This window comes from Photorhabdus sp. RM96S, assembly GCF_042879335.1.
Classification (GTDB): domain Bacteria; phylum Pseudomonadota; class Gammaproteobacteria; order Enterobacterales; family Enterobacteriaceae; genus Photorhabdus; species Photorhabdus kayaii.
The window spans coordinates 17644-38604 of sequence record NZ_JBHFKT010000011.1; the positions used below are offsets into that span (position 1 = coordinate 17644).

Below are 20961 nucleotides of genomic sequence, written 5' to 3' on the forward strand. Positions count from 1 at the left end.
ACCGATGATTAACAACGGTTGGAGGCTATCCTTGCTGGCGGTATACTTAAGCTTTAATTCACCCTAAAACTATCGCTAAAACGACTAATGCTATGCCAGTATTTTCTATAATTTCTTCATTCGCTTATTTATTCAGCCTGGTACTGATTATTCCCGGCTTGCTGCGGCAACCGAAAGGATACCGCAGGCTGGCATTACTTTCCTCGATTGTCGCTTTAATTTGTCATGCTATTGCACTTAAACACCAGATATTCCACGTCAGCAGCGGGCAAAACCTCACCCTCCTAAACCTTGGTTCTATCGTCAGTTTACTTACTTGTATCATAATGACAATTGTCGCTTCTCACGGCCGTGCTTGGTTCCTGCTACCCATTGTTTACAGTTTTTCCATGATAAATTTGGTTTTAGCGAGTCTTATGCCAGGTGAATTCATTACCCATCTAGAGGCGAGCTTTGAATTATCTATCCATATTGGGTTGGCACTTCTTGGTTATGCGACTTTACTTATCGCGGCATTATATGCATTACAGCTTGGGTGGTTGGATCATCAGCTTAAAAATAAAAAACTCACTTTTACGCCAGATATGCCCCCATTAATGTTCATTGAACGCAAAATGTTTCATATCACTCAGCTTGGCGTAATATTGCTAACGTTGACGCTCTGCACCGGCATCCTCTACATGGATAATATTTTCAGTAGCGAAAACATCCATAAAGCAATTTTGTCTATTATCGCATGGTTTGTTTACATTGTTTTATTATGGGGTCACTACCATGATGGATGGCGCGGTAAACGCGTTATCTGGTTTAACCTGATCGGCGCATTTACCCTGACACTCGCCTATTTCGGTAATCGATTATTGCAGGAAATCATGATTTACTAGGAGTATGATGTTCAATCAATACTTGGAAGGAATTCTGTTTTGGAGCATGTCTCAACAAGCACATTACTGATTATTTTAATCATCATGGTCATTGTCTCAGCTTATTTCTCCGCCTCCGAGACTGGTATGATGACAATGAATCGTTATCGCTTACGTCATCTGGCAAAGCAAGGGAACCACTCTGCCCGCAGAGTTGAAGCATTACTTCGTCATCCTGAGCAGCTCATCAGTCTGATTCTCATCGGCAATAATCTGGTTAATATTCTTGCTTCAGCACTCGCTACTATCATTGGTATGCGTCTTTACGGTGATGCCGGAGTCGCTATTGCAACCGGTATTCTGACGTTTATCGTACTGATATTTTCTGAAGTTATGCCAAAAACGATAGCCGCCCTCTATCCTGAAAGAGTCGCTTTTCCGAGTAGTTTTTTGCTCCGCCCGTTACAGAAAATCATGCTGCCGTTGGTCTGGGTGCTAAATAAAATTACTTTATTGTTAATGCGTTGCCTTGGTATCAAACAACCTACTGGCTCTAGTCACGCAATGAGTAAAGATGAACTTCGCACTATTGTGAATGAATCAAATGCCAAGCTATCACAGCAAAATCAGGCTATGCTAACTTCAATTTTAGATCTGGAAAAAGTCACAATCGGCGACATTATGGTTCCCCGTAATGAAATTATTGGCATTGATATTAATGATGACTGGAAATCCATCATACGGCAATTAACTCATTCACCTCATGGTCGGATCGTGCTTTACCGTGATTCACTTGATGATGCTATTGGCATGCTTCGTGTGCGTGAAGCTTACCGACTGATGACAGAAAAAAAAGAGTTCACCAAAAGAAACCTGATTAAAGCAGCAGATAAAATCTATTATGTCCCCGTCAGCACACCACTTAATATCCAGTTAGTCAATTTCCAACGTAATAAGGAGAAAGCCGGGCTCATCGTTGATGAATACGGTGATATTCAAGGTCTGGTCACTGTTGAAGATATTCTCGAAGAGATTGTCGGTGATTTTACCACATCAATGTCTCCTTCTCTGGCAGAAGAAGTTTCACCACAAAGCGATGGGACTATTTTGATTGACGGGACCGCCAATATCCGCGAATTAAATAAAGCCTTTAACTGGGCATTGCCTGTTGATGGGCCACGAACGGTTAATGGTATGGTGCTTGAAGAATTAGGAGAAATACCCGCACTTAATGTACAAGTGCAAATCGGCAAATATAATTTTGAAGTACTTTCAGTCAACGATAATGTCATTAAACAAGTTCGAGTCACTCCCATTAGCCAATTTCCTGAGCAAAAAGCACAAGCCCTTTAAATCGAGACGGAAAATTGACGCCGCTGGAGGCACACCTCCAACGGCAAATTCCTGTTAATACTTCATCTCAGGAACCCGAAATATTATCACTGCTATGGAACTACACTTTCAATTCGGTCAGTTTTTCTTCTGGCAATGCCAACTCGTCATTCTTATTAACGAGGACGTCTGAATCAAGAATATGACGGGCAATATCCTGAGCTTCTGTCAGTGAATGCATGTGATAAGTACCACATTGATAAATATTTAGTTCTGGGATCTGGCTCTGATCTTTCACTTTCAAGACATCAGCCATAGCCGCTTTCCATGCGTCTGCAACGCGTATTTCCGCCGGGGCGCCAATCAAGCTCATATAAAAACCTGTTCGACATCCCATTGGCGATATATCAATAATTTCAACACCCTCACCATTGAGGTGATTGCGCATAAAACCAGCGAACAAATGCTCAAGTGTATGAATACCCTTTTCAGGCATAACCTGTTTATTGGGTATACAGAAACGTAAGTCAAAAACTGTGATGGTGTCGCCATGAGGCGTTTTCATAGTCTTAGCAACTCTTACGGCTGGCGCATTCATACGAGTATGGTCAACAGTAAAACTATCCAGTAAAGGCATTTCTTTATCTCCACAAAAAATTCAGATTTTTCTTCAAGCAAATGAAACTTTTTCATCTGCCACCGGTCGTAAAGAATGAAAGACGCGTAATTATTATCCCTATTCTCTAGAAAATCCCATTTGGCCACTTTTACTTGTGGCCATTTTTTTCTAGTATCCTATTTGTTGTTTCAGATGTTTCAGATACTCATCAAAACTCATCGTATCCTCACGTTCCAATGCGTCTTGTCGCTCTACGGAGGCCCTGCGTTCTATAGCGAACTGCTCGTCGCTAATAACCTCATATTTCTCATTGATCAGTTGCTGGCGGTATTCATCTGCTAGTTCCAGTCCAAAACCACCAATGCCCTGGCTCTTCACTTTTTCCAGCACACGGGCCGATAAAGTCAGTGATGAATCATCAAACATAGCAATTAATTCTTCGCAAACCTTTTGATACTGTGTGCCAGAACAACTATCCAATATTGCGGCAACCCGTTTCAAGTCACTAAATAACTTTTTGCCAACTTTTACTAGCGGTTCTTCCACACTTCCACAACCCAAGCCAATCTTTTGCTCTGGTTTACGCCCTTCAAGGATCACTCTATCCCAATTCTTACGGCAACACTCTAATTCATCACTGCCCATTTCCGGCGCTTCGGCAAGCACACACCATATTAAGAATAGGTCAAGAAAACGAATTTGTGTCTCATTGACACCAATCGCAGCAAATGGATTAATATCCAATGAACGAACTTCGATATATTCCACGCCCCCACGCAACAAAGCATCAGAAGGCGATTCATTCCCTCTAGTGACACGCTTAGGTCGGATTGGCGCATACAATTCATTTTCAATTTGTAAGACGTTGGTATTGAGCTGAATATATTTATCACCTTGCTTAGTGCCCAACTTAGCAAACTCGTCAGATGGCTTGTGAATCGCTTTTTTCAGCCCTTCAATATAAGTATGTAGGTTATTAAACGTAATATTCAGATCGCTCTGTGATTTATTGGTGTACCCCAAATTACTCATTCTTAGTGAAGTCGCATAAGGCAGATAACAAGTTCCATCTTCTGTCCGTTCAAAAAGAAAAGAAGTCTCTCTTCCACGTAAGAACGAGGAACAAATTGCCGGAGAAGCACCAAACAAATATGGGATCACCCATCCAAAGCGATAATAGTTACGGATCAAGCGGAAATAACCATTAGAGATCTGTTCTTTACCACTCTCTGCATCTTCAACACCAGCCCAGGCACGCCAAAACTCAATTGGCAATGAAAAATTATAATGAACCCCGGATATGGTCTGCATCAACGCGCCATAACGATTTTTCAGACCTTCACGGTATAAGGTCTTATAGCGACCAACATTCGATGCACCATATTGAGCCAAAGTGATGTTCTCTTCCGCATCAATAAAGCATGGCATACTTAATGGCCACATTTTTTCTTTGTCCAGCACACGCGCCGTGTGACGATGAATATCGCCAAGAAAAGAAATCGTATATTTTATATCATCACCAACTGGTGTTATGAATTCCAACAATGACTCAGCAAAATCAGTAGTAATCCATTTATGCGTAAGCGCTGCACCAAGTGTTTTAGGATGTTCTGTTATGGCTAAACTACCATCTGAAGTGATACGCAATGTTTCACGTTCAACACCGCGACGAATTCCCTTTAAAATTGTCGGATGCGCCTCTAGCCATGATAGAGCCTTTGATACGTCCGGGATCAATTCGACCTCCCGTAGTGTTTTAGAAGAATTTTTATAAGGGTTTACTTTATCTTAAACAAGCCAAATTGTCGCTGATTAGATAGATAAGCAAAAATATTTCAGCGTCATACCGAGGGCAGGTTGGTTACCGGCAATACAGGGTAGAAAAGAAAAAGCCCTGCTGTTTAAGCAGGGCTTGGTATGGCGCATCCAGAAGGATTCGAACCTCCGACCGCTCGGTTCGTAGCCGAGTACTCTATCCAGCTGAGCTATGGATGCATGTTCAGTTTTTTACTCTGGTAAAAGATAGCAGTTGCTTCGATTACCTAAATGCTGCCTCGGATGGTTTCATCTCAAGGTTAAATTGGCGCATCCAGAAGGATTCGAACCTCCGACCGCTCGGTTCGTAGCCGAGTACTCTATCCAGCTGAGCTATGGATGCGTGTTCAGTTTTTCACTCGGGCAAAAGGCAGTAGTTGCTTCGATTACCTAAATAGCACCTCAGATGACTTCATCTTAAGGTTAAATATGGCGCATCCAGAAGGATTCGAACCTCCGACCGCTCGGTTCGTAGCCGAGTACTCTATCCAGCTGAGCTATGGATGCGTGGTTTAAATGGCGGTGAGAGAGGGATTCGAACCCTCGATGCAGCTTTTGACCGCATACTCCCTTAGCAGGGGAGCGCCTTCAGCCTCTCGGCCATCTCACCGTACGCTTTCTTTCGAATCGCGACTCAGAACTTTCGTTTAAGCTCCTCGTCACTGCGTGGCGCACATATTACTTTCCCAGACTTATAAGTCAAACAATTTTTCTAAACCTGTGTTTGTTTGAACACTTCACACACAAGATGTGTAGTTTGAAACCAAAAAGTGTACTTTATCAGCAGCAAACTATTACACCTTCAATTAAAGTGCATGCAAATCATTATTCGCCACAATAACATGGTAGGAACACTCTGTTCTTACGATAGAAAAACAAAAAAGATGGGAAAATAGACAAGAGTTTAAGAAATTAGCACGACAAAAAATACCAACAGAGGTGAGATTCCTCAAAAATGGCGCCCGGTTCGACAGAAATAGGACGCCAACTTAGAGTCAATAAGTTGTTGGCTGAGATTTTTCGGCCTGAATCCGCTGATAAATTTCTTCACGGTGAACAGAAACTTCTTTAGGGGCATTTACACCAATACGAACTTGGTTACCTTTAACCCCTAGTACTGTAACTGTTACCTCATCGCCTATCATGAGCGTTTCACCAACTCGACGAGTCAGAATAAGCATTCTTTGCTCCTTGAAAATTTAAAAGAGTCGGGTCTTTCGGTTTCCCCGCTATTATCCATCAAACACCGTGAAAACGTAAAACAATGGTATATGCTTAAAGTATAAGCAATTTTAAGCGCATTTCCTATCTATATAGTTTAGCCAAAATAAATAAATATGCGCTTAACCTTTTAACAATTTCACAACAAGATTTCAAGGCACCATAAAAACAGCTCTATGGTGCCCTCTAAACTCAGGTAATACCGCTTATAGCCGCGATACTACCCACTCTTCCACGCTATCCAAAGCAGAAGGTAACGCTTCAATATCAGAACCACCTGCTTGGGCCATATCAGGGCGACCACCGCCTTTACCACCGATTTGCTGAGCTACAGAAGAAATTAACTCACCTGCTTTTATTTGAGCCGTCAGATCCTTTGTGACCCCAACAATTAAGCTGACTTTATCATCACTTATAGCGGAAAGCACAATAATTGCTGAACCTAGTTGATTTTTCAGATCATCAACCATCGTTCTCAACATCTTAGGCTCTGTATTGCTTAACTGACTGACCAACAACTTCACACCCTTCACTTCTTTCGCTTTGCTTGCTAAAGAAGAGCTCTCTTGTGCAGCCTGTTGATCTTTAAGCTGTTGAAGCTCTTTTTCCAACGCTTTGGTTCTATCCAGTGTCACCCGCACTTTTTCACTCAGGCTATGAATATCACTTTTCACCAATTGAGCAATATCCTGAAGTAAATCAACCTGTTGATGTACAGATTCCAACGCTTTTTTACCTGTAATTGCTTCGATCCTACGGATACCCGCAGCCGTTCCAGATTCAGCAATAATACGGAACAAGCCAATATCGCCGGTACGATTTGCGTGAGTCCCTCCACATAATTCAGTGGAAAAATCCCCCATTGACAGTACACGGACTTGCTCTTCGTATTTTTCACCAAACAGTGCCATTGCACCTTTAGCTTTTGCTGTTTCCAGATCCATCAATTCAGTAACAACAGGTGAATTTTGACGAACTTCGGCATTAACCAAATCTTCAACCTGACGGATCTGTTCTGGTTTCATCGCTTCAAAGTGAGAAAAATCAAAGCGAAGGTATTTATCGTTAACCAGAGAGCCTTTCTGTGATACGTGCTCACCCAAAATTTGACGTAATGCAGCATGTAACAGATGGGTTGCTGAGTGATTCAAACGAATGGCATCACGACGTTCAATATCAATAACCGCATTGATGTTATGGTTTACACTTAAGATACCTTTTTCAAGCTTACCAATATGACCAATAGCCTGACCATATTTTTGTGTATCAATAACACAAAAAGCACAATTGGTATTACTCAGAATACCCGAGTCACCAACTTGTCCACCGGATTCAGCATAAAAAGCGGTCTTATCCAGTATAACAATCGCTTCTTCACCTGCTTGAATTTGATTCACTGATTCACCATTACGGAAGATAGCAGTTACTGTTGCCTGCTGTTCGTTATGATCGTAACCAGAGAAATCGCTGCGTTCATCAACTTTGATCAATTCATTATAATTAGTACCGAAACCACTTGATTCACGGGCTCGACGACGCTGATTTTCCATTGCCACTGCAAATCCCGCTTCATCAACGCTAATATTACGCTCACGGCAAACATCAGCGGTTAAATCCACAGGGAAACCATAGGTATCATACAAACGGAAAGCCGTTTCGCCATCCAGAATATCACCGGACAGTTTTGCGAGTTCATCGTCTAATAATTGAAGACCACGTTCCAGCGTACGAGCAAACTGCTCTTCTTCTGTTTTCAAGATCTGCTCAACAACTGCTTGCTGGCGTTTAAGCTCTTCTCCCGCCGCGCCCATCACTTCTAGCAATGGCGCAACCAGTTTATAGAAGAAGGTATCTTTAGCCCCCAACATGTTACCGTGACGGATAGCTCGGCGGATAATACGACGCAGAACATAACCACGGTTTTCATTAGAAGGAACAACACCATCACAAATCAAAAATGCACATGAACGAATGTGATCAGCAATAACCCGCAGAGATTTATTACTCAGATCATCTGTAGCACCAGTGACATTAGCAACAACTGTAATCAAATCACGGAACAGATCAATCTCATAATTAGAATTGACGTGCTGCAATACAGCAGTGATACGCTCCAGCCCCATCCCCGTATCTACGGATGGTTTTGGCAACGGCTCCATCGTGCCATCGGCATGACGATTGAACTGCATAAAGACGATATTCCAGATTTCAATATATCTGTCACCATCTTCCTCCGGGCTTCCTGGCGGCCCACCCCAGATATGCTCACCATGATCATAAAAAATTTCAGTGCAAGGGCCACAAGGACCAGTATCACCCATTTGCCAGAAGTTATCCGATGCATAAGGTGCACCTTTGTTATCACCAATGCGGATAATTCTTTCTGCTGGTATTCCGACTTCATTCTTCCAGATATCATAGGCTTCATTATCTGTCTGATAGACAGTCACCCATAATTTTTCTTTAGGCAAATTAAACCAATCTTTACCCGTCAGAAGTTCCCAAGCATAACTAATAGCATCATGTTTGAAATAGTCGCCAAAACTAAAATTACCCAGCATCTCAAAGAAAGTATGATGGCGTGCGGTATAACCTACATTTTCTAAATCATTATGTTTACCACCAGCACGAACACAGCGCTGAGCAGTTGTTGCTCGGGAGTAAGATCTTTTGTCCTGTCCAAGAAAGACATCCTTAAACTGGTTCATCCCTGCGTTGGTAAACAGCAGTGTTGGGTCATTATTTGGCACCAAAGAACTACTTGGTACGACTTGATGCCCTTTAGTATGAAAAAAGTCGAGAAACGCTTGACGGATCTCAGCGGTGCTTTTGCTCATAATTGTCCCAAAATCAAGCTGGAAAAAACAGATTTATGAATTGGTTAGGTGGGATATTCCATCACCTATTTTCAACTCACGAATAAACAAAGTGGGGATAAGATAAAAGTTCTTCTATTAGAAGTATACCCGTCATCTTTCAAGTTGCCTCTTTGTTGGCTGCACTCTCTCACCCCGGTCACATAGTTATCTATGCTCCCGGGGATTCGCTCCCTTGCCGCCGCGATGCATCTTGAAATCCATAGGGTATATACCCGTTATCTTTCAAGTTGCCTCTTTGTTGGCTGCACTCTCTCACCCCCTTGCCGTCGCGATGCATCTTGAAATCCATAAGGTATAAAATCCCATATACATCCATTCGCTGGCAGCATTGTAAATCGTCTAGGTATTTTCTGAAAGCATGATCGCATAATATGGATAATACTCGCTTTCGGAGAGAAGAAACCGCGTCATTATTAACGCGGTATAAGTTTGATGACAAAACTTTTACAGCTTTGAATACAAGAATAGAGACTACCGATATTATTAGATTAGAATTCTTCGTTATTCATCTCTTCGTTTTCATTGGCTTCATAATCAGAAGCAGCACTATTGAATTCTCCGGCATTGTGCAACAGCATTTCACGTAATTTTTTATCCAGTTCAGTAGCAACTTCAGGATGTTCTTTCAGGTAGATGGTCGCATTCGCTTTGCCTTGACCAATTTTATCGCCATTATAGCTGTACCATGCGCCTGCTTTTTCCACCAATTTATGCTTCACACCTAAATCGATTAATTCACCATAAGTGTTAATGCCTTCGCCATACATAATCTGGAATTCTGCTTGCTTAAATGGCGCTGCCACTTTGTTTTTTACCACCTTAACACGGGTCTCGCTACCAACGACCTCTTCGCCATTTTTCACAGAACCAATGCGGCGAATATCCAGACGAACAGAAGCATAGAATTTCAGCGCGTTACCACCGGTGGTAGTTTCAGGGTTACCAAACATGACACCAATTTTCATACGAATCTGGTTGATAAAGATCAACAACGTATTGGAGCTTTTCAAGTTACCGGCCAGTTTGCGCATTGCCTGACTCATCATTCGAGCTGCCAGCCCCATATGAGAATCGCCAATTTCCCCTTCAATTTCGGCTTTTGGTGTTAAGGCAGCAACGGAGTCTACGATAATGACATCAACAGCGCCGGAACGTGTCAACGCATCACAGATCTCAAGAGCCTGTTCCCCCGTATCGGGTTGAGAACACAACAGGTTATCAATATCAACACCCAACTTCTTAGCATAGATAGGATCAAGAGCGTGTTCAGCATCAATAAACGCACAGGTTTTACCTTCACGTTGTGCCGCAGCAATCACCTGTAATGTCAGCGTTGTCTTACCAGAAGATTCCGGGCCATAGATTTCAACAATACGCCCCATCGGCAGGCCACCAGCACCTAATGCAATATCCAGTGACAATGAACCCGTGGAGATAGTTTCAACGTCCATTGAACGGTCTTCGCCCAAACGCATGATGGAACCTTTACCAAACTGTTTTTCAATTTGGCCTAGTGCCGCTGCTAGTGCTTTTTGTTTATTTTCATCAATAGCCATTTTTACTCCCTCGTAAGCAATGAAAGGGCTCTCTCACTGCCGATGAATAATTTTTAATACTGAAATGTTGCCTACAATTATACTGTATAATCATACAGCATCAAGTTAATTTTTTATACCCGTTATCTTTCAAGTTGCCTCTTTGTTGGCTGCACTCGCTCACCTCGGTCACATCGTTACCTATGCTCCCGGGGATTCACTCCCTTGCCGTCGCTATCCATCTTGAAATCCATAGGGTATATAATCTCTGATAACAATGTTTTCAGAGAATAAATGACAGCTTGAAGGCGTACTTCATTTCGATCACCATTAAAACAACAACGGCGGGATACAACTTCTACCCCATTTACCGTTAGATATGCAAACCCAAACCACACTGTACCAACAGGTTTTTCTTCGCTGCCGCCATCAGGCCCGGCAATGCCACTGACCGAAACCGCCAGATCTGCCTGCGCGGCTTTCAGTGCCCCTACGGCCATTTCTCTCACAACCTGTTCACTGACAGCCCCATGTTGCTGTAAAACAGCTTCTGACACACCAAGCATCTGATGCTTAGCTTTATTACTGTATGTCACAAAGCTTCGGTCAAAATAAGCAGAGCTACCGGCAATATCTGAAATTGTTTTCGCCAACCAGCCACCGGTGCAAGATTCAGCACAGGTCACCCACAGTTTTTGCTGTCTCAGCTTCTCCCCCAGTTCAATACTAAGCTGAGTCAGAATTTTTTCACTCATAACACTCTCTTTATCCGGTAAAAGATCCATTTCTTTGAAACCGGTTCCAAATCCACAAACTCGTGATTGTCAACGCCAACAGAGTACCAAAGCCTATCCCTGTTGTAACAACCGGGACGCCTATTTTAATAACCAATGAATACAAGCCAAGCATCAATAACATGGCGATATTCTCACCCAAATTCTGGACTGCAATTGCATAACCGGCCCCAGTCGTTTGTCTGCCACTTTCCTGCAATAATGCATTCAGTGGAACAATAAACAAACCGCCAAAAATACCGAGAATGATTAATAAGACGTAGGAAGCCCAAATACTTTGCTGAACAGCAAAAATGACCACCATCACGCCGATTAAAACACCAGCAGGCATACAACGGTGGACTGTTTTAAGGGTGATGAAACGGGCAGCAATACCTGCACCAATAATAATGCCGACAGCAACCATCACATTAAGTATTGTCGGCGTGCTATTGTCAGAAACTCCCAGAACAACCGGTACCCATAAGACCAATAGGAATCTCAATGTTATACCCGCACCCCAGAACAAACTCGTGCCAATTAAAGAAAATCGAGCTCCTTTGTTATGCCAAAGAATACAACAGGATGAAGCAAAGTCTGTCAGCACCTTTTTCAGATTCCAGCCTTTATCCTGACGCACCGCCGATAATCGAGGGATAAAGAAATTAGCGACAACAGCGATACCATACATCAGTGCACAAGCAAGCAGTGCGACAGCCAAATTCCAATCAGACAAAAAACCGCCAGCAACAGAGCCCGTAAGAATGGCAATTATCGTTGAAGCTTCCATCAAACCATTAGCCTTTACTAAACGATCACCATCGGTCAATTCAACCAAGATTCCATATTTAGCCGGTGAATATGATGCAGCCCCCACGCCCACCAAGGCATAACCCAGAAATGGATCATATCCCAAGCAAATAGTAAACGCGCCCAACAACTTTAGGCTATTAGCAAACAACATCACACGATTTTTCGGGAAACGATCAGCAATTTGTCCCACAAAAGGCGCCAATAGGATATATGCCAAGACAAACACTATCTGTAATATCGGCTGACTCCAGTCAGGATAAAACTGGGCTTTCAATTGCGCCAGGATCGCAAACAACAACGCATTATCGGCAAAAGCCGAAAAAAACTGCGACACCAATACAGCTTTCATACCGCGGGTTAATAGCGGTTGAGCAACGGAAGATGCATTCACGATTATTGTTCCTATTCAGCTTCACTTTCCAATAACACGATTTCTTCCTGTTTAACAAAATGTTTCCCCTGACCGAGGATAGTACAAAATCCCTGTTCATCAATTGAAACAATATCTCCAGTATCGAACCAATTAAACTGAATATTCCCATACTCATCTTTTGCCGCTGGTGGTTCTAAATGATTTGGATCTCCAACTCTCAGATACCCCTTCATCATATTCGGGCCACGTAGTTGCAAACGTCCCCCCGTCTTAATTCCTGCTACCGGAATCAAACGGGATTCCATTGCCGGCAAAATCCGCCCAACAGTACCGACCTTAGCCATCATCGGCACATTCAATGCAATGACAGGCGCACACTCTGTCATGCCATATCCTTCTAAAATGCGAATGCCAAATTTGTCTTGCCAAATCTGTTTAGTATTTTCAGTGAGCTTTTCAACACCGGCTATAACACAACGAAGACGCGCAAAGTCATACGGATGAGCAGAATAGGCATAATTCTCCAGGAAAGTAGATGTACCCAATAATACGGTACAGTTACATTCATATACCAGTTCTGGTACTACCCGATAATGCAATGGATTTGGGTAGAGGAATATTCGGCTACCAGACAACAATGGAGTGAATAAGCCAACAGTCAACCCAAATGCATGAAATAGCGGTAGAGAAGACATAAAACGGTCAAGTGGATTGAAATCAGTAATGGTTTTTATCTGTTCCACATTGGCTAACAAACTAGCGTGACTGTGAACGACACCTTTTGATACAGCGTCTGAACCGGACGTAAATAGCACCAAAGCATCATCATCGGGTTTTTGTGCCACCATCGCTTGCTTCGGAAAAAAGAGGTGCCACAAGATCCATAATTTATCCAGCAAAGTCACTGTACTTTCCAAATCCTCAAGATAAACCCAGTTAACCTCGGTAACCTGCTCGGATAAATGTGTTAATCGCTCCTTTTTCAGAAATTGCCGGGAAGTCACGATAGTTTTAATACTGGCAACCGCTAGCGCATTCTTCAATCCATGACTGTCGGTTGTATAGTTTAGTAAAGCCGGTATTCTTCCTCTCAAAGATGCCCCGAATATCGCAGCTACCATAATAGTGGCATTAGGTAAAAGAAAACCAATCCGTTCCCCCTGGCAGGTAAAACGCTGCAAAATACGACTGGCCGCCAGTACTTTTTTAAGCAGACTGTTATAACTGTCTTCTTTAAAAGAAACATCTTCAATACAGGGCTTAAAACGACCAAATTGTTTTCGTGCAACCAGTAAAGATTCAAATATTGTTTCTTGCGGTCGGGTCGCCATTCGGGCATTCATCATTATTTCATGCAAACGCTCACCGGCTAAACGACGTCGTTGCTCCGAACTAGACGCATTCGGCATCAGCAATTGTGTCGCAGGCAGGATTTTCATTGTCACCTTCGGAAAAAGGTGAAGTTTGAAAATACCCTTTAATCGGCTGAATAGGGTTCTTTCTAACCCTTCAAAACGAACAGGAACCACAACGGCTTCGGATATCGCCGCAATAAAAGCTGCCCCATCATAGATTTTCATCAAAGAACCAGTCACAGTAATTCTTCCCTCAGGAAAAACAACTATTGGCCGCCCTTTTTCTATTTCCTTAACCAGTATCCTGACAGCCATTGGATTTATTGGGTCTAAGGGAACTATTTCAACATAGCGACTTACCAGTTTCATAAAACCACGATTTGCAATGTTGGAATAGACAGCAAATACTGGCTTAACCGGCAAAAAAAGTGTTAGCAAAACACCATCAAGAAAAGAGACATGATTAGGCGTGATAAGGCATTTTGGGTGGTTAAATTGTTTAATATCTCCTTCTACTGTTAAACGAAACATCAAACGAAAAACAAGCCTTAGAAATTTAAACAACATATTCGTATCTCAACCCATTTGAAAAAATAAATAGAAGATACTATTTATTATTCGACACTGTAATACTCTTATTTCTCTATAAAAAATACCAAAATAGTGTCAGGAAACTATTCCAGAGAACATAATCTCTTTCACATAAGTTGTAATTTTTTCCGGTGAAAGGTGCGCATTAATAATATGGTTCGCACATTCACAATAGAGATTTTCTCTGGCGGCAAGCACTTCTTCCATTTCTTCAACAATAGATTTTCCCGTCAAACTAGGACGTTGGGTACTTTCTGGTTGCTGAATTAATCGCTCAGCCAAAATGCTCGCTGAAGCTTGAAGATAAATCACCGTGCCATTTTGTCGCATATATTGGCGATTTTCAGCGGAAAGAATGATCCCTCCACCGGTAGAAATAACGCGATTGCTTTGAGTAACTTGTTGTAAAGCTTGACTTTCTAATTGCCGAAATTGTTGCCATCCTTGCTGGTTAACAATATCCGCAATGGTCATGTTACTGGTTTGTTGGATATAGTGATCAGTGTCAATAAATGTGTACGATAATTCATTGGCTAATAATTTTCCAACCGTCGTTTTTCCTGCTCCACGTGCACCTACAATAAACAATATTTGGTTCACTGCCTGATATCCTTGATAAATTTCATCGTTAAAAATATATTAACGCCTATAGTAACCAGAACTTTACATCAACGTAAAATTAAAAGTTAATATATACGGTAAAAGCTACCCCAAAAGCATGATCTTACCGAAACTTCAATATAACCAGACACGCTTCTGGGGTAACAGTAAACACATTACTTACGGATTAAATCATCTCCATAACCAATCCATTTATACGTAGTCAGCGCATCTAATCCCATTGGACCACGGGAATGCAGTTTTTGCGTACTAACGGCAACTTCCGCTCCCAAGCCAAACTGGCCGCCATCAGTAAAACGAGTGCTAGCATTCACATAAACTGCGGCAGAATCAACCTGACGAACAAAATAGTCAGCATTGTGCAAAGATTGAGTCAAAATAGCATCAGAATGGGACGTACCATATGTACGAATATGATCAATTGCCTGCCCCATATCACTAACAATTTCCACATTCATATCCAGAGATAACCACTCATCACGGTAATCTGCTTCTGTAACATCCACGACCTTAGCAGGTCCATCTTTCAAAAACACCATTGCTGATTTACTCGCATGCAGAGTAATTCCCTGCTCTTCCATGCTCTTGCTCAATGCAGGCAGAAAATCAGCCGCAATCTTATGATGTACCAACAATGTTTCCAAAGCATTACAGGCACTTGGCCGTTGTACCTTAGCATTAGTGATTACAGTTAATGCCTTAGCAAAATCAGCACTTTCATCGACAAAGGTATGACAAACGCCAATTCCACCCGTAATAACTGGAATGGTCGATTGCTCACGGCACAGCTTATGCAACCCTGCCCCACCACGTGGAATCAACATATCCACATAGCGATCCATTTTTAGTAGCTGAATAACTAACTCACGGTCCGGTTTATCTATCGCCTGCACGGCTGCGGTAGGTAATCCACTCTGTTCAAGTGCCTGCTGAATGACTTTCACTGTCGCTTGATTGGTGTTATGTGTCTCTTTACCTCCACGCAAAATAACCGCATTACCGGTTTTCAAACACAGAGATGCAACATCGATGGTGACATTAGGACGTGCTTCATAAATCACCCCGACCACACCCAGCGGTACACGGCGACGCTCCAATCTCAAGCCACTGTCAAGCAAACTGCCATCAATGACTTCCCCTACCGGGTCAGATAAACCGCATACCTGACGAACATCGTGAGCTATCGCGGTCAAACGTTCCGGCGTCAATAATAGACGATCCAACAATGCTTCGCTCATGCCCTGTTCACGGGCCTGAATCATATCAAGCTGATTAGCTTCAAGAATGATTGCACTTTCCTGCTCCAGTAAATCTGCAATGCGAATTAATGCCTGATTTTTCTGTTTTGTACTTAGCTGTACCAGTTGCCATGCAGCTTCCCTGGCAGCCTTTCCCATTTGTTCTAACATTATAAATCCTTAACTTACGATCATGTCGTCACGATGAACCGCAACAGCACCATATTCATAACCGAGGATTTGGCTTATCTGTTGTGAATGGTGGCCTGCAATTAAACGTAGAGCATCACTGTTATAACGGCAAACACCATGCGCCAAATCTTTACCAGACAGACTACGAATGCAGATAACCTCTCCACGGGAGAAATCACCTTTAATATTTTTAATCCCTTTCGGTAATAAAGAGCTGCCTTTTTCGCAGATTGCTGTTTCAGCGCCATGATCTACAATAATTTCACCCGCCGGAGGTGCGCCAAAAATCCAACGCTTGCGATTTTCCATCGGGCTTTCCAACCCATGAAAGCGAGTACCTATTGGATTACCTTCAATGACATCAGAGATGACATCTGGTTTATTACCCGCGGCAATAATGACATCAATACCAGCGCGACCTGCAATCCCCGCAGCTTGAAGCTTAGTTGCCATTCCTCCCGTCCCTAAACCGGAAATGCTATCACCAGCAACCATACGTAATTCATCGCTGATGTCATAAATTTCCGGGATAAGTTTTGCGTCTGGATTGCTACGCGGATCAGCGGTATATAGCCCTTCAATATCCGTCAGCAATAACAATTTATCGGCTCCCGCCAGAATTGCCACTAGTGCAGATAAATTATCATTATCACCAACTTTAATTTCCGCTGTCGCAACGGCATCATTCTCATTAATTACAGGCACAATGCGATTATCGAGCAAAGCCTGTAAGGTATCTCTGGCATTTAAAAAACGTTCGCGATCTTCTAAATCCGCCCGGGTCAATAACATTTGCCCAACATGGATACCATAAATAGAAAAGAGCTGCTCCCACAACTGAATCAACCGACTTTGACCGACCGCCGCCAGCAATTGCTTGGATGCAATCGTTGCAGGTAGATCCGGATAGCCCAAATGTTCCCTCCCTGCCGCAATAGCACCGGAAGTCACAATAATAATGCGATGACCTTTTTCATGTTGCTGAGCACATTGTCTTACCAGTTCTACAATATGAGCTCGATTCAGGCGACGAGAGCCGCCTGTCAGTACACTCGTCCCCAGTTTCACAACCAATGTTTGGCTGCTATTCATCATATTTTTGCCATTAGATTTAAATTAAAAAAACAGTGCTCAGTTTTAACAGGAGAGAAGCGTTATGCCAACAGGCATCATAATGTTAAATTGAAAAATATAGGAGCTTAGAACAAATTAATGCTGTCCACTTTATCCGAAAGCGCATGAAATCTTTATAAAATAAAGCAGTTAATAATCAACAAGTAACGGACATTTCATCAACAGACTTTATTTTTCAACCATTGACTCATCTCCCATAACGCCTTATTGAAACTGTTATAAACAGGCGTTGTCGGAATAGCCAGTAATTTACTATCCATTGATGACATTGCTATCAGCTTAGATTCTTCTTTCGGGCTGAAAATATCATTCTGCCAATAACCCGCTAACATGGGAACGGAACAACGCCGACCTAACAAACCTTGTTTTTTAAGGGAATAACAGCCGAGTTCGAGACGAAACGCCTTTTCATCCACATTATAAATACCCAGTCTGCTAGCAAACATATCAAGATACATCGAAGGTGAATTTTGTTGACGCTCAACGCTAGTGAGCCACTCATGAACGATAGCGCCAAGAGTTGCAACACCCTTGATACGTTTAGATTCCAAATAGGCCAACCGGACGGCAATATTGGCACCAAAGCGAAAACCAAATAGGCCAATCCTGGTGTGGTCAATCCAGGGAATTTCATCCAGTTGATGGATGATTTGTTGATGGAGAATACAAGTATCCTGTGTCAGCCTCAGACGTGAAGAGTGACCAATCGAGGGCATATCTACAGTTAACATCACAAATCCAAGCGGCGCCAGATAATCACGGAATAGCCGATAATAATCGCTTTGCAAATTATCCAAACTGCCACAAACCAAAATAGTTGGAGAAGGACTTTGCAGTTGCTGAGGCAGATGAAGGAAGCCAGTCACACAACCACCTTCCTTGAGTTTGAACTCTATTTTTCTCAACTGATAGCCAGAACAACGAGCTGCATTTTCATAAGCTTTATTGGCTAAAATGACGGCCTGCTGAGACAACTCATCACCCTTAAGATGGGGATAACCAGCGATGCTATACAAATTAGCCGCTTTCAACCAGAAATTGCCAGCTTCTGGGGTCTGCTCTGCCTGCAACGCTCTCTGTTGCCACAACATCGCCTGATGTGACCACTCAAAAACCCAGTTACCTTTACGATACCCAATCACCGTATCCAGTAAATTATCATCACTGCGCTGCGCGTTTGTCATGGCAATCCGGCACAACACTTCTTCTATTTCAAACGGATCAATTTCTCGCCAAATCCACATCAGCCGGTTAATCATACGATACCAGCTACCATGACTATTACCATCCAACGTACTGTAATTACCCGCAATTAACCGAGGATCGCGGTGCTTTACCAGCGTGGAGGTTTCCTGATGTTTTTGTCTTGGCTTAAAAAGTGATTCTGAAAGGTTCCGATTTGCCATAACTAATGCTGATGTTATTTACCTTCACAAATTGGTGGAACGAATACTACACTCATATCCCAAGGCTGCTCGATCCAAGTATCTTGAGGAATATCAACAATATAATCATCAACCAGCGGTTGGCCTTCCGGCTTTGCAAAAATAGTCACAAAATGGGCTTTTGGATATATTTCACGGATGGCCTGAGCAGTACCTCCAGTATCAACCAGATCATCCACAACGATAAAACCTTCACCATCGCCTTCTGCTTTTTTCAGAACTTTCAGCTCACGTTGATTATTATGGTCATAGCTGGAAATACAGACTGTATCTACATGACGGATACCCAATTCACGCGCCAGAAGCGCTCCAGGGACAAGGCCACCACGACTCACAGCAATGATGCCTTTCCACTGTTCGACAGGAAGTAAACGTTGTGCCAATTTACGGGCATGTATTTGCAACATATCCCAAGTTACGACATATTTTTCGCTCATAAGAATTGATCCCGATAACTTAAGAATACTTTAGAAAAGCATCTCGCAAAAAAAGTTGCGCGAATTATAGTGACTTAGGTCTGTAAAAACTAGCGGAAACAGGGAATCGATGAATCGTATTATTCTTAACAAAAGTAAAGTGGTATTCTGAGTCCAATAACATCATGGCGTTAAGCGCTCATCATATAGAAACTTAATTGAGATGCAGTCATAGGAGATTCGTCGTGTCAGAACTATCACAATCAGAACTATCACAATTATCCCCTCAACCTCTATGGGACATCTTTGCCAAAATCTGCTCTATTCCTCACCCTTCTTACCATGAAGAAGCGCTGGCAACCCACATTGTTCAATGGGCGCAAGAAAAAGAGTTGCACGTTGAACGTGATCAAGTTGGCAATATTCTGATCAGAAAGCCAGCCAGTAAAGGGTTGGAAAATCGTAAAGCAGTTGTTCTGCAAGCACATCTTGATATGGTGCCACAGAAAAACAACGATACAGTGCACGATTTCACTAAAGATCCTATCCGTCCTTATGTTGATGGTGAATGGGTTACTGCCCAAGGTACAACTCTGGGGGCTGATAACGGTATTGGCCTGGCATCAGCGTTGGCTGTACTGGCTGATGACAATGTAAAACATGGCCCGCTAGAAGTTTTATTGACCATGACGGAAGAAGCCGGAATGGATGGTGCTTTTGGCTTGCAACCGGGCTGGCTTCAAGCTGATATCTTAATCAATACCGATTCAGAGGAAGAAGGGGAAATCTACATGGGTTGTGCTGGAGGTATCGATTTTACCACCACTTTAGCATTGACTCGTGAAGCTGTTCCGGCTCACTACAAGACACTAAAACTGATAATCAAAGGGCTAAAGGGCGGGCATTCCGGTTGTGATATTCATTTAGGACTGGGTAATGCCAACAAACTACTGGCTCGCTTCCTTGCCGCCCATACTCAGGAATTGGGGCTAAAACTGCTCGACTTCCAAGGCGGTACGCTGCGTAATGCCATTCCACGAGAAGGCCATGTTATTGTTGCCATCCCCGCCGATAAAGCAGCACAGCTTATCCAACTGAAAGATAAGTACTTGGATATACTGAAAAATGAGTATGCCATCGTTGAGAAAAACCTGACTGTATTATTGGAAGAGGTCGAAACCGACATTCAGGCATTAACTGATGACTGCCAAAGCCGTTTTATCTCATTGCTAAACAGTACCCCTAATGGCGTTATCCGTTTGAGTGATGTCATCAAAGGTGTAGTAGAAACTTCGCTAAACGTGGGCGTTGTTGCAATGGAACAAGATAAGGTGAATATCATTTGCTTAATCCGTTCGCTCATCGACAGCGGCAAGTCCTATGTCATAGGTATGCTCTCTTCACTAGCTCAACTGTCGAATGCTGAGATTTCCGCTAAAGGTGATTATCCCGGCTGGCAGCCAGATGCAAGTTCTCCTGTAATGCACTTAGTCAGTGAAACTTATCAACAGTTATTCGATAAGACACCCAATATTATGGTGATCCATGCAGGGCTGGAATGTGGCCTATTCAAGAAACCTTATCCTGATATGGACATGGTATCTATCGGGCCAACCATTACGGGCGCTCACTCTCCTGACGAACAAGTGCACATCAAGAGTGTCGGGCAATATTGGCAACTGCTGACTGCAATTCTGAAAGCTATTCCTGAAAAGGCTTAATCAGCTCTCCCCTGCCTCGATGTGA

General features: G+C 42.8%; 16 protein-coding genes, 4 tRNA genes and 1 pseudogene. 3 read left to right on the forward strand and 18 right to left on the reverse strand.

Annotation, left to right across the window (positions count from 1 at the left end; all coding sequences use genetic code 11):
- Positions 1-92 precede the first annotated feature (92 nt).
- Positions 93-884, forward strand: a complete 792-nt coding sequence (locus tag ACGF49_RS08715; RefSeq protein WP_113043896.1) for an inner membrane protein YpjD — start codon at positions 93-95, stop codon at positions 882-884.
- A gap of 39 nt (positions 885-923) precedes the next feature.
- Positions 924-2216 (forward strand): HlyC/CorC family transporter, encoded by a 1293-nt coding sequence (locus tag ACGF49_RS08720; protein ID WP_349010824.1) that lies wholly within the window; start codon positions 924-926, stop codon positions 2214-2216.
- A gap of 100 nt (positions 2217-2316) precedes the next feature.
- Here ACGF49_RS08720 and luxS read toward each other — a convergent pair whose 3' ends face one another.
- The 18 genes and pseudogenes from luxS to gpt all read right to left on the reverse strand — a co-directional run bounded on the left by luxS (position 2317) and on the right by gpt (position 19236).
- Positions 2317-2832, reverse strand: a complete 516-nt coding sequence (luxS, locus tag ACGF49_RS08725) for an S-ribosylhomocysteine lyase (RefSeq protein WP_036814109.1) — start codon at positions 2830-2832, stop codon at positions 2317-2319.
- A 150-nt stretch (positions 2833-2982) separates the two neighbouring features.
- Positions 2983-4551: a glutamate--cysteine ligase gene (gene gshA / locus ACGF49_RS08730; RefSeq protein WP_113043895.1), complete on the reverse strand. Its 1569-nt coding sequence runs from the start codon at positions 4549-4551 to the stop codon at positions 2983-2985.
- Positions 4552-4732: 181 nt separating this feature from the next.
- A tRNA-Arg gene (locus tag ACGF49_RS08735) sits at positions 4733-4809 on the reverse strand.
- A gap of 86 nt (positions 4810-4895) precedes the next feature.
- Positions 4896-4972 (reverse strand) — tRNA-Arg (locus ACGF49_RS08740).
- Between the two features lie 87 nt (positions 4973-5059).
- Positions 5060-5136, reverse strand: a tRNA-Arg gene (locus tag ACGF49_RS08745).
- Positions 5137-5146: 10 nt separating this feature from the next.
- Positions 5147-5239: transfer RNA gene (locus tag ACGF49_RS08750), tRNA-Ser, on the reverse strand.
- A 385-nt stretch (positions 5240-5624) separates the two neighbouring features.
- A complete protein-coding gene (csrA, locus tag ACGF49_RS08755; RefSeq protein ID WP_002209449.1) occupies positions 5625-5810 on the reverse strand; it encodes a carbon storage regulator CsrA in 186 nt (61 codons plus the stop codon).
- A gap of 246 nt (positions 5811-6056) precedes the next feature.
- On the reverse strand, positions 6057-8687 hold the full coding sequence (gene alaS / locus ACGF49_RS08760; RefSeq protein ID WP_113043894.1) for an alanine--tRNA ligase: 2631 nt from the start codon (positions 8685-8687) through the stop codon (positions 6057-6059).
- A 190-nt stretch (positions 8688-8877) separates the two neighbouring features.
- Entirely contained in the window at positions 8878-9006 is a 129-nt protein-coding gene (locus ACGF49_RS08765; RefSeq protein WP_271859024.1) for a hypothetical protein, read from the reverse strand.
- Between the two features lie 211 nt (positions 9007-9217).
- Positions 9218-10285: a recombinase RecA gene (recA, locus tag ACGF49_RS08770; RefSeq protein WP_112878357.1), complete on the reverse strand. Its 1068-nt coding sequence runs from the start codon at positions 10283-10285 to the stop codon at positions 9218-9220.
- A gap of 176 nt (positions 10286-10461) precedes the next feature.
- Entirely contained in the window at positions 10462-11019 is a 558-nt protein-coding gene (gene pncC / locus ACGF49_RS08775; RefSeq protein ID WP_271859025.1) for a nicotinamide-nucleotide amidase, read from the reverse strand.
- Positions 11020-11029: 10 nt separating this feature from the next.
- Entirely contained in the window at positions 11030-12199 is a 1170-nt protein-coding gene (lplT, locus tag ACGF49_RS08780) for a lysophospholipid transporter LplT (protein WP_191214956.1), read from the reverse strand.
- A gap of 68 nt (positions 12200-12267) precedes the next feature.
- Positions 12268-14145, reverse strand: a pseudogene (gene aas, locus ACGF49_RS08785) (bifunctional acyl-ACP--phospholipid O-acyltransferase/long-chain-fatty-acid--ACP ligase); the annotation flags it as partial.
- A 99-nt stretch (positions 14146-14244) separates the two neighbouring features.
- Positions 14245-14769, reverse strand: a complete 525-nt coding sequence (gene aroL, locus ACGF49_RS08790) for a shikimate kinase AroL (RefSeq protein WP_271859026.1) — start codon at positions 14767-14769, stop codon at positions 14245-14247.
- A gap of 176 nt (positions 14770-14945) precedes the next feature.
- Positions 14946-16199 (reverse strand): glutamate-5-semialdehyde dehydrogenase, encoded by a 1254-nt coding sequence (gene proA, locus ACGF49_RS08795; protein WP_113043890.1) that lies wholly within the window; start codon positions 16197-16199, stop codon positions 14946-14948.
- 9 nt (positions 16200-16208) lie between these two features.
- Positions 16209-17312 (reverse strand): glutamate 5-kinase, encoded by a 1104-nt coding sequence (proB, locus tag ACGF49_RS08800; RefSeq protein ID WP_113043905.1) that lies wholly within the window; start codon positions 17310-17312, stop codon positions 16209-16211.
- Between the two features lie 200 nt (positions 17313-17512).
- Complete coding sequence (frsA, locus tag ACGF49_RS08805) at positions 17513-18760, reverse strand: esterase FrsA (protein WP_113043889.1); 1248 nt, start codon at positions 18758-18760, stop codon at positions 17513-17515.
- 14 nt (positions 18761-18774) lie between these two features.
- The gene (gene gpt / locus ACGF49_RS08810) at positions 18775-19236 is read right to left on the reverse strand and encodes a xanthine phosphoribosyltransferase (RefSeq protein ID WP_113043888.1); all 462 of its coding nucleotides are present in this window, start codon (positions 19234-19236) and stop codon (positions 18775-18777) included.
- A 224-nt stretch (positions 19237-19460) separates the two neighbouring features.
- Between gpt and pepD the strand changes: the two genes are divergently transcribed.
- Positions 19461-20936: a beta-Ala-His dipeptidase gene (gene pepD / locus ACGF49_RS08815; protein ID WP_113043887.1), complete on the forward strand. Its 1476-nt coding sequence runs from the start codon at positions 19461-19463 to the stop codon at positions 20934-20936.
- The last annotated feature ends 25 nt before the right edge of the window (positions 20937-20961 follow it).

Coding starts and splice junctions, on each gene's coding strand:
- ACGF49_RS08715 (WP_113043896.1), top strand. CDS start 93: ATGCCAGTATTTTCTATAATTTCTTCATTCGCTTATTTATTCAGCCTG.
- luxS (WP_036814109.1), bottom strand. CDS start 2,832: ATGCCTTTACTGGATAGTTTTACTGTTGACCATACTCGTATGAATGCG.
- csrA (WP_002209449.1), bottom strand. CDS start 5,810: ATGCTTATTCTGACTCGTCGAGTTGGTGAAACGCTCATGATAGGCGAT.
- alaS (WP_113043894.1), bottom strand. CDS start 8,687: ATGAGCAAAAGCACCGCTGAGATCCGTCAAGCGTTTCTCGACTTTTTT.
- ACGF49_RS08765 (WP_271859024.1), bottom strand. CDS start 9,006: ATGCATCGCGACGGCAAGGGGGTGAGAGAGTGCAGCCAACAAAGAGGC.
- recA (WP_112878357.1), bottom strand. CDS start 10,285: ATGGCTATTGATGAAAATAAACAAAAAGCACTAGCAGCGGCACTAGGC.
- pncC (WP_271859025.1), bottom strand. CDS start 11,019: ATGAGTGAAAAAATTCTGACTCAGCTTAGTATTGAACTGGGGGAGAAG.
- lplT (WP_191214956.1), bottom strand. CDS start 12,199: ATGAAAGCTGTATTGGTGTCGCAGTTTTTTTCGGCTTTTGCCGATAAT.
- proA (WP_113043890.1), bottom strand. CDS start 16,199: ATGTTAGAACAAATGGGAAAGGCTGCCAGGGAAGCTGCATGGCAACTG.
- proB (WP_113043905.1), bottom strand. CDS start 17,312: ATGAATAGCAGCCAAACATTGGTTGTGAAACTGGGGACGAGTGTACTG.
- frsA (WP_113043889.1), bottom strand. CDS start 18,760: ATGGCAAATCGGAACCTTTCAGAATCACTTTTTAAGCCAAGACAAAAA.
- gpt (WP_113043888.1), bottom strand. CDS start 19,236: ATGAGCGAAAAATATGTCGTAACTTGGGATATGTTGCAAATACATGCC.